Source organism: Vibrio ostreae, from assembly GCF_019226825.1.
GTDB lineage: Bacteria > Pseudomonadota > Gammaproteobacteria > Enterobacterales > Vibrionaceae > Vibrio > Vibrio ostreae.
Genome location: NZ_CP076643.1, coordinates 1,009,900 through 1,036,046, shown reverse-complemented (window position 1 = coordinate 1,036,046; position 26,147 = coordinate 1,009,900). Strand labels below are relative to the sequence as shown.

The 26,147-nt window shown below is 50.4% G+C and carries 24 protein-coding genes and 2 pseudogenes; 12 read left to right on the top strand and 14 right to left on the bottom strand.

The genetic code is table 11. The features are described 5' to 3' along the window. Positions 1–117: 117 nt before the first annotated feature. Together KNV97_RS10825 and KNV97_RS10820 are read right to left on the bottom strand one after the other, a co-directional pair. The gene (locus tag KNV97_RS10825; protein WP_136486658.1) at positions 118–2,187 is read right to left on the bottom strand and encodes a sensor histidine kinase; all 2,070 of its coding nucleotides are present in this window, start codon (positions 2,185–2,187) and stop codon (positions 118–120) included. Continuing rightward, positions 2,174–3,616 (bottom strand): sigma-54-dependent transcriptional regulator, encoded by a 1,443-nt coding sequence (locus tag KNV97_RS10820; protein WP_136486408.1) that lies wholly within the window; start codon positions 3,614–3,616, stop codon positions 2,174–2,176. Before KNV97_RS10820 ends, KNV97_RS10825 begins: the two co-directional genes overlap by 14 nt. Positions 3,617–4,070: 454 nt before the next feature. Here KNV97_RS10820 and KNV97_RS10815 point away from each other — a divergent pair. From KNV97_RS10815 to KNV97_RS10790, 6 genes and pseudogenes are all read left to right on the top strand, one after another. Beyond that, positions 4,071–4,885 (top strand): annotated as a pseudogene (locus tag KNV97_RS10815) (substrate-binding domain-containing protein). 9 nt (positions 4,886–4,894) lie between these two features. Further along, a complete protein-coding gene (locus tag KNV97_RS10810) occupies positions 4,895–5,593 on the top strand; it encodes an ABC transporter permease (RefSeq protein WP_218563088.1) in 699 nt (232 codons plus the stop codon). 177 nt (positions 5,594–5,770) lie between these two features. Next, a complete protein-coding gene (locus KNV97_RS10805; RefSeq protein ID WP_136486402.1) occupies positions 5,771–6,481 on the top strand; it encodes an energy-coupling factor ABC transporter ATP-binding protein in 711 nt (236 codons plus the stop codon). Then, a complete protein-coding gene (gene mobA / locus KNV97_RS10800; protein WP_136486400.1) occupies positions 6,459–7,046 on the top strand; it encodes a molybdenum cofactor guanylyltransferase MobA in 588 nt (195 codons plus the stop codon). Before KNV97_RS10805 ends, mobA begins: the two co-directional genes overlap by 23 nt. After that, on the top strand, positions 7,043–8,854 hold the full coding sequence (locus KNV97_RS10795) for a bifunctional molybdopterin-guanine dinucleotide biosynthesis adaptor protein MobB/molybdopterin molybdotransferase MoeA (RefSeq protein WP_218563087.1): 1,812 nt from the start codon (positions 7,043–7,045) through the stop codon (positions 8,852–8,854). The genes mobA and KNV97_RS10795 overlap by 4 nt, the downstream gene beginning before the upstream one ends. A gap of 40 nt (positions 8,855–8,894) precedes the next feature. Continuing rightward, complete coding sequence (locus tag KNV97_RS10790) at positions 8,895–9,167, top strand: DUF2960 domain-containing protein (RefSeq protein WP_136486396.1); 273 nt, start codon at positions 8,895–8,897, stop codon at positions 9,165–9,167. Positions 9,168–9,238: 71 nt separating this feature from the next. Here KNV97_RS10790 and nagK read toward each other — a convergent pair whose 3' ends face one another. Both nagK and KNV97_RS10780 read right to left on the bottom strand, forming a co-directional pair. Next, positions 9,239–10,150 (bottom strand): N-acetylglucosamine kinase, encoded by a 912-nt coding sequence (gene nagK / locus KNV97_RS10785; RefSeq protein WP_218563086.1) that lies wholly within the window; start codon positions 10,148–10,150, stop codon positions 9,239–9,241. A gap of 218 nt (positions 10,151–10,368) precedes the next feature. Further along, the gene (locus tag KNV97_RS10780; RefSeq protein WP_136486656.1) at positions 10,369–11,094 is read right to left on the bottom strand and encodes a tRNA-uridine aminocarboxypropyltransferase; all 726 of its coding nucleotides are present in this window, start codon (positions 11,092–11,094) and stop codon (positions 10,369–10,371) included. A gap of 228 nt (positions 11,095–11,322) precedes the next feature. Here KNV97_RS10780 and KNV97_RS10775 point away from each other — a divergent pair, with 228 nt between their 5' ends. Further along, positions 11,323–12,114, top strand: a complete 792-nt coding sequence (locus KNV97_RS10775) for a sterol desaturase family protein (RefSeq protein ID WP_218563085.1) — start codon at positions 11,323–11,325, stop codon at positions 12,112–12,114. 200 nt (positions 12,115–12,314) lie between these two features. On the opposite strand, the gene KNV97_RS10770 is transcribed toward KNV97_RS10775, so the two are convergent. Beyond that, positions 12,315–14,351, bottom strand: coding sequence for a methyl-accepting chemotaxis protein (locus KNV97_RS10770; RefSeq protein WP_218563084.1), 2,037 nt, complete (start codon positions 14,349–14,351; stop codon positions 12,315–12,317). A gap of 112 nt (positions 14,352–14,463) precedes the next feature. On the opposite strand from KNV97_RS10770, the gene KNV97_RS10765 reads away from it, so the two are divergent. Continuing rightward, the gene (locus KNV97_RS10765; protein ID WP_218563083.1) at positions 14,464–14,991 is read left to right on the top strand and encodes an NlpC/P60 family protein; all 528 of its coding nucleotides are present in this window, start codon (positions 14,464–14,466) and stop codon (positions 14,989–14,991) included. 33 nt (positions 14,992–15,024) lie between these two features. On the opposite strand, the gene KNV97_RS10760 is transcribed toward KNV97_RS10765, so the two are convergent. Further along, complete coding sequence (locus KNV97_RS10760) at positions 15,025–15,366, bottom strand: DUF3802 family protein (protein ID WP_136486385.1); 342 nt, start codon at positions 15,364–15,366, stop codon at positions 15,025–15,027. 382 nt (positions 15,367–15,748) lie between these two features. Here KNV97_RS10760 and KNV97_RS10755 point away from each other — a divergent pair, with 382 nt between their 5' ends. After that, complete coding sequence (locus tag KNV97_RS10755) at positions 15,749–16,615, top strand: fructosamine kinase family protein (protein WP_218563082.1); 867 nt, start codon at positions 15,749–15,751, stop codon at positions 16,613–16,615. 49 nt (positions 16,616–16,664) lie between these two features. After that, positions 16,665–16,868: a CPXCG motif-containing cysteine-rich protein gene (locus KNV97_RS10750; protein ID WP_136486381.1), complete on the top strand. Its 204-nt coding sequence runs from the start codon at positions 16,665–16,667 to the stop codon at positions 16,866–16,868. 182 nt (positions 16,869–17,050) lie between these two features. Here KNV97_RS10750 and KNV97_RS10745 read toward each other — a convergent pair. Continuing rightward, a pseudogene (locus tag KNV97_RS10745) lies at positions 17,051–17,658 on the bottom strand (riboflavin synthase subunit alpha). 128 nt (positions 17,659–17,786) lie between these two features. On the opposite strand from KNV97_RS10745, the gene KNV97_RS10740 reads away from it, so the two are divergent. Next, positions 17,787–19,157 carry an MATE family efflux transporter gene (locus tag KNV97_RS10740; protein WP_218563081.1) on the top strand — a complete coding sequence of 457 codons (1,371 nt, stop codon included), beginning with the start codon at positions 17,787–17,789 and terminating at the stop codon, positions 19,155–19,157. A 155-nt stretch (positions 19,158–19,312) separates the two neighbouring features. Further along, the gene (locus KNV97_RS10735; RefSeq protein WP_218563080.1) at positions 19,313–20,305 is read left to right on the top strand and encodes a DUF3080 domain-containing protein; all 993 of its coding nucleotides are present in this window, start codon (positions 19,313–19,315) and stop codon (positions 20,303–20,305) included. 83 nt (positions 20,306–20,388) lie between these two features. Here KNV97_RS10735 and KNV97_RS10730 read toward each other — a convergent pair whose 3' ends face one another. From KNV97_RS10730 to KNV97_RS10700, 7 genes are all read right to left on the bottom strand, one after another. After that, complete coding sequence (locus KNV97_RS10730; RefSeq protein WP_218563079.1) at positions 20,389–21,237, bottom strand: DNA ligase; 849 nt, start codon at positions 21,235–21,237, stop codon at positions 20,389–20,391. Between the two features lie 171 nt (positions 21,238–21,408). Continuing rightward, positions 21,409–22,239 (bottom strand): patatin-like phospholipase family protein, encoded by an 831-nt coding sequence (locus KNV97_RS10725; protein WP_136486369.1) that lies wholly within the window; start codon positions 22,237–22,239, stop codon positions 21,409–21,411. A 132-nt stretch (positions 22,240–22,371) separates the two neighbouring features. Continuing rightward, positions 22,372–23,229 (bottom strand): siderophore ferric iron reductase, encoded by an 858-nt coding sequence (locus KNV97_RS10720; RefSeq protein ID WP_256612846.1) that lies wholly within the window; start codon positions 23,227–23,229, stop codon positions 22,372–22,374. 169 nt (positions 23,230–23,398) lie between these two features. Beyond that, a complete protein-coding gene (locus KNV97_RS10715; protein ID WP_218563418.1) occupies positions 23,399–24,574 on the bottom strand; it encodes a tetratricopeptide repeat protein in 1,176 nt (391 codons plus the stop codon). Beyond that, positions 24,574–25,194: an energy transducer TonB gene (locus KNV97_RS10710; protein WP_218563078.1), complete on the bottom strand. Its 621-nt coding sequence runs from the start codon at positions 25,192–25,194 to the stop codon at positions 24,574–24,576. The genes KNV97_RS10715 and KNV97_RS10710 overlap by 1 nt, the downstream gene beginning before the upstream one ends. Beyond that, positions 25,194–25,598 carry an ExbD/TolR family protein gene (locus KNV97_RS10705; protein ID WP_136486363.1) on the bottom strand — a complete coding sequence of 135 codons (405 nt, stop codon included), beginning with the start codon at positions 25,596–25,598 and terminating at the stop codon, positions 25,194–25,196. Before KNV97_RS10705 ends, KNV97_RS10710 begins: the two co-directional genes overlap by 1 nt. Continuing rightward, positions 25,595–26,140: a MotA/TolQ/ExbB proton channel family protein gene (locus KNV97_RS10700; RefSeq protein WP_136486360.1), complete on the bottom strand. Its 546-nt coding sequence runs from the start codon at positions 26,138–26,140 to the stop codon at positions 25,595–25,597. Before KNV97_RS10700 ends, KNV97_RS10705 begins: the two co-directional genes overlap by 4 nt. Positions 26,141–26,147: the final 7 nt, after the last annotated feature.

The window sequence follows — 26,147 nt, the reverse complement described above, 5'->3', positions numbered from 1 at the left end:
CGTGACAGGTTTCAAACTGATTGTTTTTACAAAGTAATCAGTTTAAAGCGTAACGAGTTTATAGAAAGCGGCCATGCCGCTCTTGGGCATGGCCGCTTTTAGCTGAAACACAACGACTCAGGACGCTTTAGTAATCAGCAGGTGTGCATCTGCCTTACTCGGCAGGTAGACACTGAAGGTACTGCCTTTACCATATTCAGACCGAACTCGTATCTCACCACCAGTCTGGCTGAGCAGACTCTGCGAAACCGACAAACCCAAACCTGTTCCTTCCCGTTTTGTGGTATAAAACGGGTCAAACACCCGCTTGAGGTGTTCGGGTTTAATACCACACCCCTGATCTTCGATATGGACCACGGCGCCAAGCACTTCACCCTGCTCGCACCAGTCTTCACTGCTAATCGTTAATTTTCCCTGTCCGTTCATGGCATGAATCGCGTTCATCTGCAGGTTCACCAGGATCTGCAACAACTGATGGCGATTCACCTCAACTGAACTCTGAGCTTCAAACCGGGTAACAAACTCGATGTCGCGCTTCTTGGTGCCGGTTTTCACCAACGTGATGCTCTCTTCAATAATCGGATTGATGTGCTGCCAGGTGATTTCATCCTGGACGCCGCCATGACGGCTGTATTGCAGCAGACTGCGGGTGATATTCCGTATGCGGTCAATCTGTAACAGAATGGCGTCAATCTCCTCTTCGACCCGTTTAGCATCATCACCGAGTTCAAACCGAATCAGTTCTGTGTTGCCCAGGATCACTGCGGTCGGGTTATTGATTTCATGTGCAATGCCTGCAGTAAGCTCACCAAGAGCCGCCAGTTTCTCGTGCACAATGAGTTTGTCACGGGTCTGGTTCAGCAGTTGAATATGGTGCTCAAGCTCGGCTGTTTTGTCCTGCAGACTGGCGGTCCGCTCGCTGACTTTTCCTTCCAGCTCATGAGCCGCGCGCTGAATCTCTTCATTTCGTTGCTGCAACAAATCAAGCATGTTATCAAACTGCCGCGCCAATTGAGCCAGTTCATGGTCATGATCCAGGCCCAGCTCGCCAATACGCTGATTTTTGCCTAACTGAACCAGCTTCACGACACGATGGATTCGTTCTATCGGCCGGAACAAATCGCGCGAGCCACGGTAAACAAAAATGCCTGAAACCAGCAGCAGAGACAGAGTCGCAATGGCTATTTCCACGATGTTGGTCAGGTAGCTTTTGACAAACGGCCACAGCAGATGGCCGGTATATAACATACCGATGACCTGCTGATTCGAGTCACGAATCGGCTCATAAGCAGTGATGTACCAGGCGTCATACACATAAGCCCGATCAACCCATTGCTGGCCCTGTTGTAAAACCTGGGTCTGCACCGCGTCAGATACCCGGGTTCCGACTGCACGGCCCTGTTGCTCTGAACTGTCGAGCGGCACGTTGGTGCTGATCCGCAAAGCATCGAGAAAAATGGTGACCGTACCCACAGAGCGCATCTGCTCACGTCGCATCGGATAAATGAGATCCCTGAGTTGATCGACCAAAGCGCTGCTGTTATTGAGCAACAGGCCACCATCGAGAAATCCAATCAGGTTTTGATGTTCATCGTTAACCGCGACAATCGTGCGGCTCACCAGGCCACGAGTTTCCACTATTTCGCTGTGGCTGTGGTCGTTCCGGATCTTGGCGCGCTCGGCTAATGCCGGCGACAACTTTGTCAATTCTTCATGACTGAGCACATCGAAAAACGAGTCACGGGCGCTAAGTGCCTGATAGCGAGCCTGCTGTTGCGATAAACCATGTTGTGAGGGATCAATCGGCGCAAAATTGAGGAAGTCGAGAGAGTAGCGAGCCTTTTGCGCAGAAACCCACTGCCGGAGCGAAAGCGGGTTATTGGCAGCGCCATTACTCATCTGCAATACACGGCGACGAAACGCGTATGACTCAGCAAAAGCCCGGACCTCATTGGCCTGACGTTGCTGCAGCAGGCTGACGCTGTTACGCGCGACACCAAGGCGCTCGGAAACATCAACTAACGCACTTTGCCAGGTGTAATGCAGCGACCAGTAAATGGAGATCGCGATCAATGCCACCAGCGTGAACAAGATCGGAGCGGATGTCAGGATCAGCAGACGGTAGCGCACTGTGGTTTTTAAGCGATAACGCCATTTTTGCAGCAGGGTCCGGTTAGCTAGCTTCATCACCGTCCCACTCTTTGAATTTTCGCTCCAGCGTCTTTCTCGCGACACCGAGATCGCGCGCGGCAGCGGATTTGTTGCCTTGGTAGAAGTCCACCAACTGCATAATGTGCGCTTTCTCGACATCTTTCAGTGTCCAGTGGTTAGGATATCCCACTTGCTCACCGCCTGACTCGGTTGCTGCTGATGTTTGTTGGCTGTCAATATCATGTGACGTTGTCACTACATCCAACTCAGAAAGACCATGTAACTCACGCCAATAGTGCGCTGGCGGCTTACCTAACAGAATGCAGCGTTCAATCAGGTTCTTGAGTTCACGAATGTTACCCGGCCACTCATAGGTCAGCATGGCCGACACATCCTCATGGGCCCACTTGGGTACCGGCATAGCCAGCTCTGCACAGAGGTTTTTGGTAAAAAACGGCACCAGTTCTTTTAAATCGGCGCTGCGCTCACGCAGCGGACAAACATCAATTTTGAGTACATTGAGGCGGTAGTACAAATCGCGGCGGAAATTCCCCTGGTCGACTTCATCCTGCAGGTTACGGTTGGTTGCCGCCACCACCCGGACATCAATCGCCACTTCTTTTTCCGAGCCAACCGGACGAATCGCTCTCTGCTCCAGAACGCGCAACAACGCCGATTGCATGGCAAGCGGCATTTCACCGATTTCATCCAGAAACAGCGTACCGCCATTGGCAACCCGAAACAGACCTTCACGGCTTTTTTTAGCCCCGGTAAACGCGCCGGATGTATGCCCGAATAGCTCACTTTCCAGCAGCTCCGGGGCAATCGCACCACAGTTAAGCGGCACAAAAGGCCCTGAACGCTCACTGGCCTCATGAATCGCGCGTGCCACCAACTCTTTACCGGTTCCCGATTCGCCCTCAACTAATACCGACGCTCGAGACGGCGCGAATTGCAGGATAAGCTGTTTAAGCAGCTCTGTTTGTTGTGAGTGACCAATGATCTGCGTGGCGCAGTGACGCTGGTAATCGCGTTGCAGCGCGTATTGCATCCGCTCATTGAGACGTTTGTCCATGCAGCGGGTGACCGCTTGCAGCATCTGATCCAGATTGAACGGTTTAAGAATGAAATCGGAGGCACCAAGTTTCAATGCACTGATTGCGGTATCGAGATCCGCATAGCCGGTCATAAAGATGACGTCTGCGCGGCGCTCCTCATCGCTGAACACCTCGTTCCATTCGGTGCCGGCGCGGCCTGGCAGGTTAATGTCAAGAATGATCAGATCATAATGATGTTCACAGCGCAGAACTTCGGCCTGCTCAATGCTGCCGGTGCAATCTACCTTGGAGAACCATTTGCCGAGGGATTTTTTTAAAATAGCCTGCATACCGGGTTCATCATCGACCACCAGAACAGAAAATGCCTGATATTTCAGTGCAGGTTGAGAATCTAAAATTTGCGACATGTTGGCTTATTCACTCCAATTGGGACAGAAAGACGCAATTAACCATAGACTCATTACGCATAGAGTGGGACATTTTGTCCAAGCTATGTGCACTAACACATACTTTTACGACAATTTTCGTCATTTGCTCGTGTTTTTTGCTTAGATAATAAACAATTAATGCTGGATGCCCCCTCTTGTAATCTGGCATTGCGATTGCATTGTGTCGGGTGCCTTAAAGTCTGTCTGGCTAAGGTAAAGTACTGATTGCTCTTGATCTTGGATAACAAAAGCCTGGTTATCCAAAGTGTGTTTAATAAGAGTTCTGATTAACAAGAACCCGGATAAACAACATAACGATTAATCCACTATCGCTCAGCAACGTAAGCGATTTGCGCGCGCAAGCAAAGTAAGCGTCAGTACATACGTTCCTGGTCTGGCATTCGTTCAATTCTCAACCAATACGGAAATTATCATGAAAAAAGTGACTCTGAGTCTTGCTGCTACCTCACTTCTGCTCGTCAGCTATTCTGCCAGCAGTGCCGAAGACGCTTCACGTATCCGACTGGCCACGACCACCAGTACCTATCACTCCGGCCTGCTTGATTATTTATTGCCTCAGTTTGAAAAAGAGTCCGGTTATAAGGTGGATGTGATTGCTGCCGGTACCGGTAAAGCACTGAAAATGGGCGAAAACGGCGACGTGGATCTGGTGATGACCCACGCACCGAAAGCAGAAGCGAATTTTGTTGAACAAGGTTTCGGTATCGAACCTCACAAGCTGATGTACAACGACTTTGTCATCGTCGGCCCGGAAAACGACCCAGCACACGTGGCAGAGCAAAAAGACATTGGCGCGGTATTTAAGCAAATTGCCACTCAGGGCGTGACTTTCGTTTCTCGCGGTGACGATTCCGGTACGCACAAAAAGAGATGGGTATCTGGGCGCAAACCAAGATTGAGCCTAACTTCGGTGGCTATCGTTCTGTTGGCCAGGGCATGGGCCCGACGCTGAACATGGCGTCAGAAATGCAGGCTTACACCATGACCGACCGCGGTACCTGGCTGGCTTACACCAATAAACTGGATCTGAAAATCCTGTTCCAGGGGGATAAAGCGCTGTTTAACCCGTATCAGGTCATTCTGGTCAACCCGGAGCGCTACTCAACCCTCAACGTCAAAGGCGCAAAAGCGTTTCACGACTGGCTGATCAATGCCGAAGGCCAGAAGATGATCAACGAGTTTAAACTCAATGGCCAACAACTGTTTGTTGCCAACGCCAACGAGTAAGCGCTATTCATGAGTCTTTGGCAAACTACCCTGGATGCGCTGACATTACTGGTCAACTTTGACTCTGAACTGTGGGAGATCGTTGCGGTCTCCTTCAGTGTCTCACTGGCCGCATTGTGCCTGGTTATCGCCCCAGCGGTGCTGCTGGCATTTATGCTGGCTTATACCAGCTTTCGTGGTAAGTGGGCTCTGCTGTCACTGATTAATACCCTGCAGGCGGTACCGACTGTGGTTATCGGCCTGCTGCTTTATATGTTGTTGTCGCGCTCAGGTCCGATGGGTGACTGGCAAATGCTGTTCACTCAAAAGGCGATGATCTTCGGCCAAATGCTGATTTGTTTCCCCATACTTGTTTCCATGATGCATGGCGCTTTGCAATCCAGTGATCGCCGCTCAGTGGAAACCGCTATGACACTCGGTGCATCAATACCGCGTATTACCGCTACAATGATATGGGAAACGCGTTTTCCTTTATGTGCGGCCACCATTACCGCTTTTTCCCGTATCGTGACTGAAGTTGGCTGCTCGATGATGGTCGGCGGCAATATCATGGGTCTGACCCGCAATATTCCGACGGCAATCGCAATGGAAAGTCATAAAGGCGCTTTTGCTCAAGGCGTAGCACTCGGTATGGTGCTACTCTGTTTGGCATTGGCGTTAAACTTTTTGCTCTCAAGTATGCGTGGTAAAGGATATTTACGTACCTGATCGTTACCAAACGATCACCGTTAATATCACCGTTAATAAGGTATGACTGACAACGAAAATACCGACCATGGCACCGCTTGTGTTTTTGTACCTCAACGGGTTTATTCAATCGTTGGGGCTCGTACAAAGTGCTGATTTGGTTTGTCAAAAAGTTAAGCTGCTGCATAAGGACGTTGAATGTCGATTAAATTAACCGCGACGCAGTTATCAATGCGCTTTAAAGATCGCGTTCTATTTCATATTGCCGATCTGTCGATCGGGCCGAATGACGCTATCTATCTCAAGGGCGATAACGGTGTCGGTAAAACGACCTTACTCAAGATTTTGTCCGGATTGCTGTCACCCAGTATGGGCTCCGTTTCGCAGTCCCGGACCTGGTGGCGCCGTCTGTGGCACGGCCGGGCTCATCGCGACGTTATTTATCTTCATCAAAGCCCCTATCTGTTCGATGATACTGTCTATCAAAATGTAGTGTACGGGATTCGTTATTGTGCTTTGTCTGCCAAAGACAAACGTGCTGAAGTGATCACCGCACTGCGTATGGTCGGTCTGGAAACCTTAGCCGATGAGCATGTCTCGGTATTGTCCGGCGGTGAGAAGCAGCGCGTTGCCATGGCCAGAGCCTGGATTCTGAAGCCCTCTATTTTGCTGATGGATGAGCCGAGTGCGTCATTAGACCAGGAATCCATCAAGAGATTAGTTATAATGGCCAAAGACTTACTGGACAGGGGCTCCAGCCTGGTGATTACCAGTCACCAGAGCAACGCTTTGACCGCATTATGTAAAAAGCAGTGGTGGATAAAAGATCGCACCTTAATTGAGTCGCCATTACTGCATATTGTTAAAGAAGAACAAGAGAATCCCTATGTTACTTCCCTCTCAAACTAGTTGGGTTATTTTAGCCGGTGGCCAGGCGAGCCGGATGGGCGGAAACGACAAAGGTCTGATTACACTCAACAACAAGCCGCTCATCCAGCATGTGCTGGAACGGTTAACCCCACAAGCCGAACATATCCTGATCAACGCGAACCGTAATCAGGATTGGTATCAGCAATTTGCTCCCGTGGTGAGCGATGAATTTGCTGACTTTCCCGGTCCGCTGGGCGGCATTCATGCCGGACTCAAAGCGGCATCAACCGATTGGGTCGGATTTGTCCCTTGTGACAGCCCTATGATTGCGACCGATTTAGTGCAGCGTTTTTGTGACACCGTCACTCCGGAGTGTGACATTCTGGTCGCCAGCGACGGGCAACACACTCAGCCGGTCTTTACCCTGTTCCATAAACGGGTGCTGCCTAAACTGAGCGCGTTTCTTGAACGTGGCGACCGTAAAATTGTATTACTTTACAATGAATGCCACACTCGTGAAGTCGATTTCCGCGACTGTCCAGATTGCTTTTTTAACCTGAATACGCCACAAGAGCTGGCTCAGTTCGGAGCATTACAGCCATGACTATTCCTGTTCGTCAGACGAATGATCGTCAGACTTCAGCCCTTAAACTGCCGCTGCTCGGATTTGCCGCCTACTCAGGAACCGGTAAAACAACCTTATTGGAGGCTCTGCTGCCTAAACTGACTGCAGCCGGGCTGCGGGTGGGCGTACTAAAACATGCCCACCACCATTTTGATGTCGATAAGCCGGGTAAAGACAGCTATCGTCTGCGTAAAGCCGGCGCTTCCCAGATGTTGATTGCGTCCCGTAACCGCCATGCACTAATGACCGAAACCCCGGATGCGGAAGCCGAATTTGATTACCTGCTGACCCGCTTTGATCATCAGCAACTGGATCTGATTCTGGTTGAAGGCTGTAAAAACATCGCCTTTCCCAAAATTGAACTGCGTCGCGCAGCAGTCGGTAAACCCTGGCTCTATCCGAATGACAGCAACATCATCGCTGTTGCCGCTGACGAAAAGATTGAATCCGAATTACCTCAGCTCAACATTAATGATCTGCAGGCCATCAGTCAGTTTGTGCTCGACTATGCGCACGAGTTTCACGCAGCATCGAAGCCCGCTTCGTCGCAACCGGCCAGCTGCGATACCTTGTCTCCCGCGTTTTTGTCGGTCACAGAAGGCGTGGAAAAAATTCTGTCTGCAGTCCATCCGATCAGCGACACAGAAATGCTCGCCGTTGAAGCCAGTTATGGCCGCGTACTGAGCGATGCCATTGAATCCCCTATTAACGTTCCGGCGTATCGCAACTCTGCGATGGATGGTTACGCGATTCGTAGTGAAGACGTTGGCCTTGAGCAGTTTGAAGTTATGTGCGAAGTGCTGGCCGGACACGGCTATCCGCAGCCGTTACAAGCCGGGCAAGCCGTAAAAATTATGACCGGAGCACCTGTTCCGGCGGGTGCCGATACCGTTATCATGCGCGAGCAGGCAAAGCAGGATGGTCAATTTGTCGCCTTTGCCGACGCCGTGATTAAAGCGGGACAAAATGTCCGTCAGGCAGGAGAAGATCTTGCCCAAGGCCAGTCAGTATTTCTGCCGGGGCAACGTATCCAGTCAGCTGAAATGGGGATGATCGCATCGCTGGGCATGACGACGGTACCCGTCTATCGCCGCCTCAAGGTGGCACTGTTTTCGACCGGTGATGAAGTTCAGGCACCAGGAACAGAGACCAACGGCCACTCTATTTATGATTCAAACCGCTATACGCTGATGGGCCTTTTGCAGCAATTGAATTGTGAAGTGATCGACTTTGGCATCATCGAAGACGATGAAATCCTGATGATGGACACGCTGGTGCAGGCTGCCCAGTCGGCCGACATCATCATGACGTCCGGCGGCGTATCCGTCGGTGACGCCGATTTCATTAAGTCTGCGCTGGAAAAGCTGGGCCGGATTGATTTCTGGCGCATTAATATGCGCCCTGGCCGTCCGCTAGCGTTTGGTGAAGTCGACAATACCCCGTTTTTCGGGTTGCCGGGAAATCCGGTCGCAGTGATGGTGTCATTCATTAATTTTGTCGAGCCTGCTGTGCGTAAAATGCAGGGTGAACATGACTGGCAACCACTTAAAGTTCAGGCGCTGGCCAGTGAAGATTTGCGTTCTCGCCAAGGGCGAACAGAATTCAGTCGCGGGATCTATCATGTCAATCATCAGGGGCAACTGGTGGTGCAAACCACGGGTAAACAAGGTTCTGGTATTCTGCGCTCGATGAGTGAAGCCAACTGTCTGATTGAGATCGGCCCGGCTATTGATACAGTAAAAGTCGGTGAAAGCGTGACAATCATCCCACTACAAGGCAGAATCTAGGCCGCTAAACAGCCTTAAAGCAGTTGGAGAGAGAATTAGCATGGCTCGTACCATTATTTATACGTACAAAAATCAGGATAAAACGCTGTCGTTTTCGTATGAAAAGCACCGCAATATTCACGAAGCGGTTGCCGAAGCAGAAGGCATCGACCTGACATCCTATCTGAAAATGGAACAACAGATTGAGGCCATTTCAGATAGTAAAGCGGTACGTAATTATCGTGATAATCACTTCAAAAAGCTGGGTTTTGGCATCATTACACTGCAACCAAAGGAAAACTTTGGTGTGGGTAAAAAGCCAAAAGCAGAATGATAAAAAGGGCTTACCAAACGGTAGGCCCTTTTTGTGTTCAGTGTTTGGGTACTGATAATATTGAAAAGCAATCACTTAATATTTAAAAACGCCGCGCCGCGCACGCCACCTGAATCGCCGTGTTTGGCCTGAATAATTTTAGGGCACTTAGCAACAGACAACAGGTGTTTGGGAATACGTTTCGGCAGTTCCTGATATATCAGTTCAAAGTTAGACAAACCACCGCCCAGCACAACCACATCCGGATCGTTGGCGGTGAAAATGTTAGCAAAACAAATCGCCAGCATTTCCATAAAACGCTCAACATGTTCCGCGGCTTTCGCTTCGCCCTGCTGATACGCATTAATAATCTCGATCGCCGCTTTCTTCTCGCCAAAATAGTGCTGGTAGAGTAATTCAAAGCCACGGCCGGACAGATAGTTATCCAGACAACCTTTCTTGCCGCAACCACAACTCAGCAGAGGGGCTTTATCGGCACCTAAGTGGAACCAGGCATCGATCGGCATGCGCATATGGCCGACTTCACCGGCAACGTGATTACGCCCAGAAAAAATCTTACCCTCGAACACAAAGCCACCGCCAAAACCAGTACCCAGGATCAAGCCCATCACTGCCGGCTCATCTTTCAATTCTTCATCCCAGGCTTCAGACAATGCAAAACAGTTAGCATCGTTTTCAATCTTAACCTGGCGGCCGATTTTCGCTTCCAGATCAGCGCGCAGCGGCTTGCCATTGGCTGAAGGAATATTCACCGTCAGTACAGTCGCATCATCCGCGTCTTCCATGCCTGGCAGGCCAAGGCCAATCGTCCCTTGCACACCAAATTGCTGGTCATACTTCGCCACCAGATCTGCTATCGTGTCCACCAGTAACGCGTAATCGTCTGTTGGGGTAGCAACGCGCTCGGTCGCCATGCGCTCAAGCTTATTATTGAAGGCACCAAACTCAATTTTGGTCCCGCCGACATCGAAGCCGTAGTACATGTGATTCTCTCCTAATAAATCCCGAGTCGGGGAAAGCCATTCCTGGCAACAATAACCAATACGGGCGCAATACACCCACACAGGTAAAATCAAACCGCGTTATTATCCACAACCCGATTCCCCCATTCCGTGACAAAACACCGGTTTATTTGGCGATACAGACTGTTTGCGTAAGATGCAACCAGTCTTGATCAGCATCATCGGGCATCAAAACGTCATCAGCGCGCCTGCTGGGTAAGATACGCCTGCAATGCCTGCTTGTTTTCACTGCTTTTCATGCGCGATTTGGCGAGCAGATAGCTTTCCCGAAACGCATCAAACCACAGTCGCAAAGTATCGGCGGCAGCATGTTCACCAAATTTTTCCAGGACCAGACTGGCCACTTCTGCGGTCGCCAGATGTTGCTCGTTATCGGACTTGCGCATCACGTAACGCGATACCGTTTCCGGCTCGATCGACACCAACGGCAGACTCGCCAGATAGGGTGATTTACGGAAAATACGTTTTGCTTCTCGCCAACTGCCATCAATCAGAATCAGTAATGGCTTTCGGCCATTGATCGTGGCCGTCACATCGTCCAGAACTCTTGGTTTGTCAGCTTCATCTTGCGCGGGGAACACCAGTACCGGGTAATAGTCCGGGTGAGTTAACAGCGCTAACATTTTTTCATCCGGCTCAGTGCGGTGCCATTGATAAACATAGGTTTCCTTGATGGTATCGGCAATCAGACGCCCGGTATTGCTTGGTTTGAAGACTTCGTTTTCCGATACGATCAACATCACAGCCACACCGGTCTCCACATCCGGCTGATGAGGACACAGGCAATGCGCTTCAGCGACATGACAAAACGGACAGCGCCTGATGCGTGATCCGCGCGCAATAAATGGTTTAGTTGATCGTTCTAAGCGATACTGATACAAATGGTGAAAGGCGTGTATTCTCATAACCCGGGTTGATGATAAAAATGGACAGCGGATTTTACTGTCCTGGCGTGGCACATGCCAGCCCTGATTGGCCTGGTATGCGTAAAACAGCCCGACAAACAACGCCAGCCAGTCATAAAGCACGCACAACTAAGATGAGCAGTAACGGCAAGCGGACACGCAGAAAAGGTCACCGGCGGGTAGCTGCCAGCAGATAGTCAAAAGGAACCTGAGGGTTCGGAGGCTTTGATGTTACAACATACGGATATGATTCGGTTGCTGATTTTCATTCTGGTGCTCCTTGCTTGCGCGCTGTGGGAATCGAATCAACCACGTAAAACCCTGTCATGCAGCAAATGGCTGCGTTGGCTCAACAATTTAGGCTTAGTCGGCCTCAACAGCCTCATTCTGGCGTTGGTGATGCCAGTCGCCACGTTATCGGCGGCAATGTGGTCTGGACACACCCGTTTCGGGGTGCTGCACTGGTTCGATATTCCGGCTTATCTCGTTGTGCCTGTCGCCATCATCGCGCTCGATGTGATCATCTACACCCAACATGTTCTGTTTCACCGCATTCCCTGGTTGTGGCGCATGCACCGGATGCATCATGCCGACCAGGATATCGACGTGACAACCGGCGCACGTTTTCATCCGCTTGAGATCATTGTGTCTATGTGGGTGAAAGTCGGTGCGATTACCCTGCTCGGTGCTCCTGCGCTGGCCGTCGTCATATTTGAAGTGTTGCTCAATGCCAGTGCGATGTTTAATCACAGTAACGCCCGGTTACCGCTCAGCGTAGACCGCTGGCTAAGAAATGTGATTGTCACGCCAGACATGCACCGGGTACACCATTCGGTGATTGAACGGGAAATGCATTCGAACTTCGGCTTTTTTCTCTCGGTGTGGGATCGCGTGTTTGGTACTTACATTGCCCAGCCTCAGCAGGGGCATGAACAGATGAAAATCGGACTTAAGCAGTTTCAACGCGCTAGGGAGCAGTGGCTGGATAAAATGCTGACTCAGCCTTTCCGTGATCGTTAACACTAAGCAGCGGTGAATAAGCCGCGCTGAAGCTTAAGCGAGTAATCTCTCACCTTCGCTTCATCTGATTTATTCTATTTGCGGATCACATCAATCAGTCAATCAGCCAATGATTAAAGCAGCAAGGCGCAGTGAAAACCGCGCCATGCTGGGTTGAACCTGCTCGCTAAATCGCAACAGACTGAAGAGCCGGAAAGTGTTTAGGAGGTCAGAGTATACTTATGCAGCATGGTTTGCTGGTGACCGGCAATGTCCGCAACCTGCTGGGAACTCTCCAACATCGCCTCCAGTTGCTGTTTCGTGTGCGTGCCCTGGTCGGAAATCTGGCTGATTGACTGGCTGACATCTGCGGTCGCTCTCTCCTGCTCTTCCGTGGCCACAGAAATCTGCTCAACCCGTGCGCGGATGTGTGACACTGCCTGGGCAATGTCAGTAAATGTCGTCTTCACCGCCTCACTGGAACTCAGTGCATCGACCATTTCGACTCGTGAATCCTCCACCGACCGGCGCGAGCGACTTGCCGCCTGAACTAACTCGGTCATCATGGCGCGGATATTGCCCGTTTGAGTACTGGTATCACTGGCCAGTTTACGCACTTCATCGGCCACCACCGCAAACCCTCGTCCCTGCTCTCCGGCCCGCGCCGCCTCAATCGCCGCGTTGAGAGCCAGTAAATTGGTACTGTCAGCAATGCCGCTGATCACATCAACCATTTCGCGGATTTTACTCACATGGATATTGAGTTCATGCATCGCCGTTTCATTGATATTCAGGGTAGACTCGAGTGACTGCAGACGCGTCCGGTTTTGGTCCACGACCGCTACGCCGTGCGAAGCGTGCTCTGCCGCCGAAACCGCATCGGTATAGGAGTCATTGGTCACCGACGCAATTTCGCGAATCGATGCTTCAAGCTGGTTAATTGTAGTGACCATATTAATCAGTGACTGGTTCTGTGCAGCCAGACTTTTGTCCGATTCACTGGCCGCATCATGGCTCAGTTCTGCAGTTTGATATAAGGTCTCACAGTTACGAGTCACTGTTGCCAGTGAATCACGGGTACTGTCAATCACCTGGTTGAGCTGAGCGGCGATATGATGGAATTCCTGAGGTCCGCTTAAACCAGCCTGATGAGAAAAGTCGTGCGCGGTCATCGCAGTCAGCTGAGCACTGATGTTATTCATCCCCAGATTGACCCAACGGCGTAAACCAAACCAGGCGAGCACAATCATCATTACCAGGATCGCGCCACCGATTATCTGTGTCCAGCGTACATTTTGTATCGTCGCCTGCACTTCCTGTTTCTGATCAGCAATAAGGATGCGCGCATCACTCGACATCGAATTGAGCTGAGAAATGATTTTCTGAGCCACTACCGCAGCTTGACTGAAGTCCTGGTTTTGCTGTTGGGAGGTGTGCAGTTTTTGCAGGATTTGGTCAAGAATGCCACCTTTTTTAAACCCGTCTTGCACCATAGCGTAAGGAGCGGTCAGGCTGGCAAATTCCGTCACGTCGGGATGCCACTCTTTAAAATCATCAAAGGCCAGTTCTAAGCCGGCAATACGATTTTTCAGCTCTTTATACTGGCTATTCGCCTGAGTCAGGTCATCTTGCATCATCAGCATCAGGAAAGTGCTTTCCATCGAACTGGCGGACGCAGTAAAACGGTTCGCGGCATCCATAGAGCTGGGGTTGTCCACCGCCAGAAACGAGGCAATCCGACTCATTTCCGGACCCATAGAACTCATGCCATAACGAAAACCGGTTGCTTGCTCGGCTATCGTCTTTTGTTGTTGCAGCTGCTGATCCTGCGCTTGCAGTATCGCGCCGGATAACTGTTTGAGCTGCTTAATATTTTGTACCAATGCCTGCTGCTTCTGCTTGTCGACCAGATCATTAAACTGGGTCGAAAAACCGTCCATTTCCAGCAGAATTTTTTGCGCCTGCTGCGCTAAATCAGCAATTTGTTGCTGAGTCTTGCCCAGCTCTTCGGCACTGGCTGCACGCGTGCCATATCCGAGAAACTTTACCTGTTCGAGGATATTTTGTGTCAAAGCCGCGTTATTCATCGCCAGAGGTAATGCTTGCTGGGAAAGGTGGTTGAACTGATCGCCAACCCGGCCTATACCTTTGATACTAGTGACAGAGAGAATAATGACAAGTAAGGTAATCGTCATGAAGATGGCGGTCAGGGTCTGGATAAGTGACAGCACTTTGCCCTGTTGAGTCGGCTGAGTCATAAAAATTGAGAATCCCATTCCACAATTGAAGGTCCGCCGCCATGGTAAAAAGCAAATGTGTCAGAAATATTTCACACAGATTTCAGTTGAGTGACAAATGAAAGACGTCAAGATGCTAAGTTATTCAAAATCAAGAATTCTCATTATTGCCACAGTATTTATTCTGCTCAATGGCTGCTCCAGCACGCCAACAGCAAGTGGACAAAGCTTACCAACACTCAGTCATCAGGCTGAGCCGGAACAAATCGCTACAGAACAAAAAGAAGCAGCGCTGTTTGAGGTGTTTAACCAGTGGCGCGGTGTGCCTTATCAACTGGGCGGGAAAAGCAAGGACGGTATCGACTGCTCTGCTTTTGTACAGATAGCATTTCGCGATGCGTGGCAGCAACACCTGCCGCGCACCACTTATTCACAGAGCCGGCTTGGCGCAAAAATCGGTTACGCACAAGCACAATATGGCGATTTGGTATTTTTCAAGACGGCATCGCAAACCCGTCATGTCGGAGTCTATATCGGCAATAAGCGCTTTATGCACGCGTCTACTTCACAAGGCGTGATGATCTCCAGGCTGGACAATCCCTACTGGGCCTCAACATTCTGGCAATTTCGCCGGGTTGAGGCGGCCCCTCAGGTTAATTGATTATCCCGAGGTTAATTGATTATCTCCGGCCTTTTAATCATATTTACTGACCGCGGAGTCAAACAGGTTTTTGACCAGGGCAATGTATTCATCAAGGAACTCAATTTGTTCGTTGGTAGCAGGTTTGGCCCACACGCCAGCCAGAACTTCACCAAGATCCTCAACCACTGAGTCGGCCTCTTTCAGTAATTTAAAACGTACGCTAGAGTGAAGTTCAGGGTTCTGCTCAAAAATTGCCATGATGTTGCTGGCAACCATATCCGTAATGACATCTTCAACACTCTCTTTGCCTATATCGCCATCACGTGTAAATACATCCATGTTCATGGCCAGATGTTCAATAAGGGCTAAATAACCATCGGTTTCTACAACCACTTTTCTTCTCCGCTTTAACGCTTGACCAAGTCTGATAATACCTGACTAATACTAAGCTATGTGCTCGTGTTTGCACAGTTCTGCCACCCGGATTATTGATAACGAGCGTATCACCTGCTCAGAAAGCAGGCACAACTCTCGCTCTGTGTTGACAGTTTATCCTGAAGTAACAGCAGACTAAGGCGACATTATGCCACCCTATACCATCACAATGACGATAACTAGTGCTGTTAGTAACCTGCTTTCTTGATAACAGTCACATTTATATGCACCGAGAGGAATTTCGTAGTAAGTGAATGAAATTCTGCGCATTCACACTCTGAAATATTACTAAAAGTCGCCTAAACTGGTTACAACAGGGTAACCGTATAGGAAAGAGATTATGTGGCAAGCGATCGCTCAGCAACTCTCAGACACTTTGATGTTCCAGTACGACATAACAGAAAAAACGCGCCTGGATGGTGGCGACATTAACGAGTGCTACATGATCTCTGACGGCAGAGAGCGTTACTTTGTTAAACTCAATCAACGGGATTACCTGCCTCAGTACGAATTAGAGGCCGAAAACCTGCGTATACTGCGAGAGAGTAACACGGTTTTTGTCCCCGAGCTGGTGATGGTCGGCGCCAGCAAAACCCACGCATTCATTATTCTCAATTATCTCGCGACCAAACCGCTCGATGACGCCGCACACAGTTATCAGTTCGGCCAGCAACTGGCACGACTGCATCAATGGGGCGACCAAAAAGAGTATGGTTTCGATGTCGATAACTTTATCGGCAATATTGTCCAGCCCAATCAATGGACAAAAAAATGGAACCACTTTTTTGCCGAACAACGCATCGGCTGGCAGTTGCAACTGCTCAGAGAGAAAGGCATTGAACTGGTCAACATTGAGGAGTTCGTCGATCTGGTCACACAACGCTTAGCCAGTCATCATCCCCGCCCCTCATTGCTGCATGGCGATTTGTGGAATGGTAATGTGGCTAACTCTGCGTTCGGCCCGGTCTGTTTCGATCCTTCCTGCTATTGGGGCGACCGTGAATGTGATCTTGCCATGACTGAGCTGTTTGGCGGATTCCACAATGATTTCTATCATGGTTATTACAGTGTAATGCCACAGGAAGCGGGTTATGAGCAGCGCCGGGATATCTATAACCTCTATCACCTGCTTAATCACACCAACCATTTTGGCGGTCAGTTTTTAGAACAGGCCGATCAGCAAATTAAACGCATACTGTCGTTTTAGGCGACCAGGGATTGTCCCGGAGCGCTTTTACCTGTGCGAGGTACAAACCATGAAAGAGTTCACTGAAAAAACCATTATTTGTCCCCATTGCGGGCACTCGGTACGTATCGAGCTTGATGCGTCGAATGGCAGTCAGGAGTTCTATGATGATTGCCCGGCCTGCTGCAACACCATGCACCTGAATATGATGGTGGATGAATTGCAGGATACCATTGAGCTGCGTGTCGATGCCGACGACGAGCAGATTTTCTGATTTACCCACATGTGGCAGCAGAATCCGGCAGACATCAGGCCACAGGTGCAAGCAAGCTGACCAGACGGAGGCTGAACAAAATTTCGGCCTCAGGATGTACTAACTCGGTAAGATTGTACTAACTCGGTAAGATTGTACCTACTTGGTAAAGTAGCACTAACTTGGTAAAAGGCAACGTTGTATCAGGTGCGGGACGCCAGAACACGCTCAACAGTATCAACGATGGCCTGGGTCTGCGGATCAAACTCGATATTGATCTTGTCCCCGACCTGACGCGCGCCGAACAGGGTGCGCTGCATGGTTTCAGGAATAAGATGGACGTTGAAGCGGTTATCTTTCACTTCACCAATCGTCAGTGAACATCCGTCCAGCCCAATGTACCCTTTCGCTAACACATACTTCATATGCTGCGGTGGTAGCTCAAACCAGATGGTTTTGTTGTTTGGTGAGTCAATGATCTCAACAATGGTGCCGACTTCACTGATGTGACCAGACATATGATGGCCACCGATTTCATCGCCAAATTTAGCTGCGCGTTCAATATTCACCTCGGCACCGACTTCAAGATCGCCGAGGTTGGTCAACCGCAGTGTCTCCTGCATCAGGTCAAATGACACCTGTTCGCCATCAATTTTAGTTACCGTCAGACAACACCCGTTATGGGCGACAGATGCGCCTATCGTCAGGCCCTGTCCTAATGCAGCAGGCAGCTGCAAAACGTGGGTCTGAAATTTTTCTTTTTCTCGATGGTCACAACTTTTGCTGTGCCTTGCACAATACCTGTAAACATTTTGTGATTCCGACAGTTTTTCGTGGTGCTTAGTGTGACATTTCTTTATCATTCCCTCCAGCATCAAAACGTCTTTTGTTGCATCGAAAAACCACCGATCGCGTGATCACCTGACTGCGGAGAAATTTGTGCATTTACATAAACAAGAAGCCTCAACTCTGATCAAACTGGCTACACCGGTGCTGATCGCTTCGGTCGCACAAACCGGTATGGGCTTTGTCGATACCGTGATGGCCGGTGGCGTGAGCGCGATTGATATGGCGGCCGTGTCGATTGCTGCCAGTATCTGGCTGCCTTCGATCCTGTTCGGAGTCGGCTTGTTAATGGCACTGGTTCCCGTCGTTGCCCAGTTGAATGGTTCCGGTAAACAAAGCCAGATTCCGTTTCAAATCCATCAGGGTTGTGTGATGGCGCTGCTGGTCTCAGTCCCTATCGTGCTGGTGCTGCTGCAAACCGAAACCATACTGGGGCTGATGGATGTCGAAGCCCTGATGCAGGAAAAAACCATCGGTTATATGCATGCCGTGGTGTTTGCTGTGCCCGCTTTTCTGCTGTTTCAGGCCCTGCGCAGCTATACCGACGGCATGTCACTGACTAAACCCGCCATGGTCATCGGCTTTCTCGGCCTGTTGTTTAATATTCCGCTCAACTGGATATTCGTGTACGGTAAATTTGGCATGCCTGCGATGGGCGGTATCGGCTGTGGTGTCGCAACCATGATTGTCTACTGGCTGATGTTTTTCATGCTGCTGTTTTACGTCGTCACGTCACAGCGTCTGGCGCACATCAAGCTGTTCGAAACCTTTCACAAACCGGACTGGAAAGCGCAACTGCGCTTGCTGCGACTCGGTTTTCCGGTGGCGGCCGCACTGTTTTTTGAAGTCACCCTGTTTGCAGTGGTTGCACTTTTGGTTGCGCCATTGGGTTCGTTGGTGGTCGCCGCTCACCAGGTTGCACTTAACTTTTCATCGCTGATCTTTATGCTGCCAATGAGCATTGGTGCGGCGGTATCCATTCGGGTTGGGCATACTCTGGGTGAAGAAGATTCACAAGGCGCCGCGATTGCCTCTAACGTTGGTTTGATGGTCGGCGTCGGCACGGCAGTAATTACAGCCGCTCTGACCGTGATATTTCGTGAACACGTGGCGTTGCTTTACACCGATAACCCGGAGGTAGTCAGCCTGGCGATGACCCTGTTGCTATTTGCGGCATTTTACCAGATGGTGGATGCAGTTCAGGTCATTGCCGCCGGCGCCCTGCGTGGTTACAAGGACATGGCGGCGATCTTCAACCGTACCTTTATTGCCTACTGGATTTTGGGCCTGCCTGCGGGCTACATTCTGGCCATGACGGATTGGATAGTCGAGCCGCTGGGTGCAAAAGGCTTCTGGATTGGCTTTATTGTCGGCCTGAGTTCTGCGGCTGTGATGCTGGGGCAGCGTCTCTACTGGATGCAAAAACAGGACGATGAACTGCATATGCAGTTCGCATCCCGATAAGCGTAAAGATCATTGCTGTTTTGCACCAGGTAACGGCGATAAACGTACAAAGGTCAGCAACATGCTGACCTTTTTTGTATTCTGTTCATCTGACGATTATCTGTGGTAGCCTGACACCAGCTTACTGACACAGAGTGAATTTAAACGGAGTCGCTGTGCGCATACTGATTGTCATTCTTGGTGCGGTGATGCTGTCGGCTTGTGGCCAGGCGCCGGCACTGAACGATTTTAATGAATATCTGACCCGGATTGCCAATGTGCAAGATACCGATGCTCTGCCTGCGCCTGACGAGCAGTTACAACGTCTGCCAGAAAAACGTGACGTGACTCTGCCTGTCGAATCCCTCACCATAGGTCTGCTCGACAGCTATGAACTGCGAAAATGCGATCTGTTCAACCTGATTGCTGAACGCAATTCCGTGCTGGGTAAAGTGCAAGACGGTTTTCATCGTTTCGATTACGAGGTGCAACTGCTGCAGGGGCTGACACGCTGCCTAGCGAACCCGGACATATCGGCCAAACTGCACAAGCAACTCAGTGAAATCGAAACCATTAAACGGCATGATTTGCCGCTGCATTGGTACAATTTACTCTACAACAGTAACGCAATGCGGTCGCAATTATCCAGTCACCGCTGGCTGGACAGCGGCTGGGATGTCAGTCAGATTACCCGGGCATTGCAGGCAATGAAGCAAATACAGCAAGCCGTGACCAGTCAACAGTTAGCCATTAACCTGCCCAGACTGACGCCGTTTCAGGAAGTGCTCGACAAACAACCCCTGCTCGGCGATCTCAAGTATTCACTCGATAACGCAACACTGTGGCTGATCACCATCCATCACCAATTGGCAGACAACGATCAGCAAATTATCTGCGGGCCAAACCGAAACCAGACCAAACTGACCTATCTGCGTAATGTGTTCCAGTCCTATTATGTGGAGAATATTCAGCCCTACCTCGCCCGGCTGGACGCCCTTTACCTGCAGCTCGCGCCGTCTTTGAGTATGTTTGAGCAGCAAGAGTCTTCTCACTATCATTTTGCCATTGAAAAGAGTCATCAGGCATTTCGTGACGCCACGCGCCAGCATATGCAGTACTGGCAGCAGTTGTTTCAGCGCTGCTCAGTGCAAGTGGGCAGCAGCGTCTAATAAGCCGGCGCCAGAAATGTAAGCCGGCGCGAGTAAAGTAAGAGGCACAGAATCAGCCCAAGGTGCTCGAGCACTCTTACCCTTTAATCGGTTCGACGCACACGCATAAAACGGGCAAAACGCGGTTTGCCCTGCGAGGTCAGTCCGTTAAACCGATAGGTGACCACACTGCCAATTTCCGGCGGACTGTGGCGCTGCTCATCACTAAACCCGCTGCCAATAGCAAATTCAGTTCCATCTGAGTTTCTCACCAGTACGGCCCCCATCAAGCCCTGATATTTGCCCTTACCGGGACGATAGCCAATAACTTGTGCTTCCGCATCCTGATGCTGCTTGAGTTTAATTAAATCATCGCTGCGCCCGGGCCGGTACAACGCGCTGATTTTTCGTAACATAATACCTTCACCGTTGGCATCGGACAGGCGTTCTAGCTGTTGCATCAGCGCCTCACGGGACTTGATTACCTGATGTTCCACATAATCAATATGAGTGGCATCGATATGCTCAACCAGTTTAATCAGGCTTTGGTAACGTTGCCGGTAATCCCCGTTTGCACGTGGCAAATCAAACAACATAAAGCGAATTTGCTCCCAGGCCTGTTCAGACGGCATTTGGTCCAGGACTGTCTGCTGCACCAGCGCGAAGTGGCCGCGGCCAGCCCATAATTCCCCCTCCAGCGCATGATCAGGCAGTACACGGGTGAACCACAAAGGAGCATGAATTGGATGACCAGCTCGTGTGAGCAGCTGAGTTCCATTCCAGACAGCACGAATCCCGTCCAGTTTTTCACTCGCCCAGTATTCAGCGAGATCTAACTCGTCATAGTAGCTGTTGGCTTCGATCACGGCCATAAAAGGCGGCGGTAAGGTTTGCGCTTCCAATGAGGCCGGAACTAACAAACTTAGTGCCAGCCAGGTTGTTTTTGAGGGCATGAGGTTCACTCTTTTTCGCGGGTTTACCTCATTATTCCAATCACCTGAACCTCAGGCCACCGAGCGGGCTGACCAATGCGGCGCACAGCATGAGCAAAACGTTTTGCTGCTGTCGTGCTGGTGTGCCGAGCTGCGAGTCAACGCACGTTTTACTGGCTTTGAATAGACGTTTTACTGACTTTGAATATGTTGCCGGCCTGCGCTGAGTCCCATTTCGTAGCCGCGATCGAGGAGCGGCTTTTTCATCGTCAGTCGCTTAACTGCGAATGTTTCAGGTGGTGCAATAACCTGAATACGCGCGTCTTTGGGCGGATTATGAATAAACTCCAGCGCACCATTATATTTTTCAGCACGATGAATGATGGAATGGGCAACCTCAGGATAGCGGGCAAACAAACGTTTCATCATCCACTCACTTTTCGGTTTACGCATCTGATAACTGAGCGGGTGTGACAGAATTACTGTAATGTCGCGCGCACCTCGCCGATAGGCTTCTTTGACCGGAATCGAATCAGCAACACCACCATCGGTATAACAACTACCTGAAAAACAAGGGGTTCTACGATACACCAAAGGCAGTGCAGAAGTGGCTTCAATCGCTGTCACAAAGTTATCGCGTGTCACCTGATAATAATCGGCTTGACCGGTGCTGATATTAGTCGCGGCGGCAAAAAAGGGAATTGACGAAAACAGCCGCTCTTCATCAATCGGATACCGTCGATTGGCTTCGTCAATCAGCCAGCGCACATCAACCAGATTACCGCCCTGAAGAAAACGGCGCGGATTGTAGAATGTTTTACTGGTCGCCAGTTGCGTGATGACCTGATAGCTGCGCAGTGGCTGATGAGATAAGTAGCCAACCAGATTCGAAGCTCCGGCCGAGACCCCCATCACAAAATCGTAGGGGCGATAATCACTGTCCATAAAGGAATCAAGCACGCCGCTGGCAAAAATACCACGCATTGCTCCGCCTTCCACCACTAAAGCCTTTTGATCTGCCATGACTGATCCTTCTCTGTTTGTTGTTATCAGATCAAGGATAAGTGGTCACAGGTTTAACGCCAAATGGGTTTTAGTTATTAATCAGATAGGTGGCTTATATACAAACCGACGAACATGACTCAGAAGGTTTGATTAATCCACCAGAGTAATGTCGAGCGGTGTACAGTGTTTGTTGGTGTCCAGACGCGGACAATCGCCACACAACGCCCGCCCCTCGCATTTGTATACCAGACAACAACTGGTGCGAACCAGTTTGACCTTACCTGAGTCTTCATCCAGTTTGAGGCTGCTGAGGTGCTTATCCGGTAAACCAAACGCCTCCAGCCACAGTCGGGCTTGGGCGACGATATCCTGATTGGTGTAAGCCGGCCGGATTTGCTGCAGCCTGATCAGGCAATTAAGCAGTGAATCAGCCAAAAGATGCTGGGTGAAGCCGGGACGAATACGGACGCTTTCGTTGAGGTCAAGCCGGTACTGTTCAAACAGGTGGTTGAGCTGCGTTGCCGCCTGGCGAATCAGATTTGCCCGACGCCCGCTTTGCCACGCATGCGGTTCAAAACTGAACCCAGCGACAAACAACGGTTGGCGGTACTGAGCGATACGGGTCATATTGGGTAATTTTTTCGCGCTGTAGATGGCAATAAACGACAAAAATATCGGTTGCCAGCACAGCAGGCCCCAGGTTCGGGTCAGCCAGAACGCCTGACCCGCCGCCGGCGTTGCCTGACTGATTTCGTCAAAAATCGCTGCCATCACGGCACTGTTATCCTGTCCGGGGACTATCGCATCGCGCTGGGTATCCACAGCAGAAACCTGGCCATGCAGGTACGGGGTGATTTGCTGCGCATAGTGAAACAGAGATTCAAACGCTTGCAGGCTTACGTTTTCATCCAGGACGACATTTGCATCAGAGAAGGCGCTTGCCTCAGGATTAACGCTTGCTTCAGGAAGCTGCTGAGAGTGAGATTGCTGTTCGGTTGCCGGGGTCACGTTATTGTCTTTTTGATTGTTGACTCTTTTATCGTAAGGATACGTATAATCATTCGCAGTTGCAAATGATTATCATAGCAGTGAGAGTATCCAATGACCGCTATTTCCGGGCCGGACAAGCAGGTAAAAAGAAGACCTCGCAGAGGAGGTCTTCTTCATCATTTGGGTTTTACGATGTGCGCTGGTCTTGAATCTTTCTTAATTGAGACAAGTATTTAATCCAGCCTTCCGCTTCTTTGGACGGGTCAATATTATTGGCCTTTTTGGCCTGAATCAACGCATCTTCAAGCTGGTTCAGCTTGTACAGAGCGCGGGTTCTTGCCAGTGCAACCTGCGACTGACGATCTTTCTCTTTGACTTTATCCAGTTCAACCAGAGCTTCACGGTACTGGCCTTGCTGGTTAAGCAGCTGCGCCACATTCCAGTGATATTTCTGATTAAAACGCGCAGCCAGTGTCCAGGTTGAAATCGCCTGGTCCCACTCTTTAGCGCGTTGCCAGTAGAAAGCACGTTCAGTGATCAGCTGGATGTCGCTGTCCGCATCATCGAGCATTTCAAGGACTTGTGCCGCACGCTCAGGCACGCCGTTTTGAGCGTACAGCTGGGCAAGCAGACGCAAATCCTGCTGACTCAAATCAATACCCTGCAGTTTCGCCAAACCCAGACTGCTCAGCGCATCACGTTTCTGACCTGTGCGCAGCTCAAGACTGACTAACTGTAGCCACCAGTTGCTTTTTTCCGGCTCGAGAGCCAGCAGGCGCTTAATGGTTGGAATCGCAGGTTTCCAGCGCTCCAGTTGCAGTTGCGCCCCTAACTTAACTGACAGCGGGGTCACTTCATCCGGGCGACGGAATTTCTCATATTGCGCGATAGCGTCCAGCGACTTCTGCCACTGCTCAGACTGATAATGAATCTGGCCGATACGCAGCCACAGTTCATACCCATTCTGATCTTTCGGTACCGCTTTGACCAGTTGATAATAATGAGGAAGCGCCTTAGCATACTGGTGATCGACCAACAGCAGATCGGCCAGCATTTTACGGGTTGTCCAGGCTTGATCATCCGCCAGCTCACCGCTGCTCACCGCCTGTTGCAGTGATTTTAGCGCAGGCTGTAACTGCTCGTTTTGCCAGTAGAACACACCCAGCATGCGAGCCAGGTAGGCTTTATCATACGCGCGCGATACTTCCGCATCCTTAAGCGTACGGATTGCTTCACTAAGCTTGTCATTTTGTGCCAGCTGATTGGCCTTCATGGCTTTGTTGGCGGCATACTGGCTTAATTCTGCCGCAACGCTCCACGATGCCGAGCTCATCAGCAGTAAGCAGACGATTAATCGTTTCATCATTTGGCTAACTTAAACTCCAATTTTACCGTTTGGCCTGGCTGAGTCACTGCTTTCCCCCCATCAAGTTTGGGTTGGTATTTCCAGTTTCTCAATGCGCGTATGGCTTCCCGCTCAAACATACGTTTTGGATTCGCCTCCACCAGTTCGATATCGGTCGGACGACCGGTTTCATCAATGGTAAAGCGCAATACCACATACCCTTCAGCACCACGTTTCAAAGCACGCGAAGGATAATTTGGTTCAACACGATACAGCGGTACAGCTTGCTGATTGACGCCGAAATCACCAAATGTCGGCGCGTTGATATTAATACCGTTAATTGCGGTATCCAGTCCCAACGACGGCACACTGGTTGGTGATACTGAGTTGGTGGCAGCGGTCTGCTGCTGTGATACCGGCGCTTCCTGCGGCTTTTGTGGCGCTTTCGGTTGCTCAGGTACACTGCGTTGACGACGCTGCACATCCTGCTGCTGCTCAACCATCACCATATTAAAACTGAGTGGTTCGCCTTGCTTGGGTGCCCGCATACCATCGTTATTCACCATCCAGGCCATAAAGGCAAACAAGGCCACTGCAATTCCCGCAGCAAATGGCATAGCTAACAGTAACCGCATCATCAGCGTTGCTCCGCTGCCAATGCAATGTTCTTCACGCCGGCCCCTTTCGCCGCATCCATCACTTTAACCACGGTACCGTTGTAAGCATGTTCGTCCGCCTGAATAACCAGTGACGCATCCGGCTGCTCCAGCAGCAAATGCTCCAGAGCGGCTTCAACACGTTCCACATCAACCTGACGTTTGTCGATATAAATGTCGTTGGCAGAAGTGATCGCGACAAAAATGCCCGCGTCTTTTTGTGCCACCACATTGGATGCTGAAGGACGATTCACTTCCACACCGGATTCACGTACGAATGAGCTGGTGACAATAAAGAAGATCAGCATGATGAAAACAATATCCAACATGGATGTGAGGTCGATTTGTGCCTCTTCTTGTTTTGACTGACGTCGGCCAAGTCTCATTGCTGGCTCCTTAGCGATTTTTCTAACTTAATTTCAAACAGGCGACAGGTTTTGGCAAGACGCGCATGCACAAACATACCGGCCAGTGCGGCAACCATTCCTGCCATGGTCGGCAGAGTTGCCAGAGAGATACCTGAGGCCATTAATTTCGGATTACTGCTGCCTTGGGTCGCCATCACATCAAATACTGAAATCATACCGGTAACTGTACCCAGCAATCCCAACATCGGACAGATAGCAACCAGCACTTTGATCACATTCAGGTTCTGGGTCAGACTGATATGAGCCTGACCAATCCAGCCTTCACGAATGGCACGGGCGTGCCAGGAGTTATGGTCCTGACGCGCGTGCCATTTCTCGATCCAAACCTGACGCTGTTTCGGATAGGTGAAGACCAGGAAAATAACCCGCTCCACCACCAAAAGCCAACAAAGTGCCACTACTGCAGCCAGCCACCAAAGCACGGTTCCGCCCTGAGCCATAAACTCAGACAACGGCAGAAAGAGGTTGTGTATTGAAAATAACCCGTCTGCTTGGTTCATGATACTT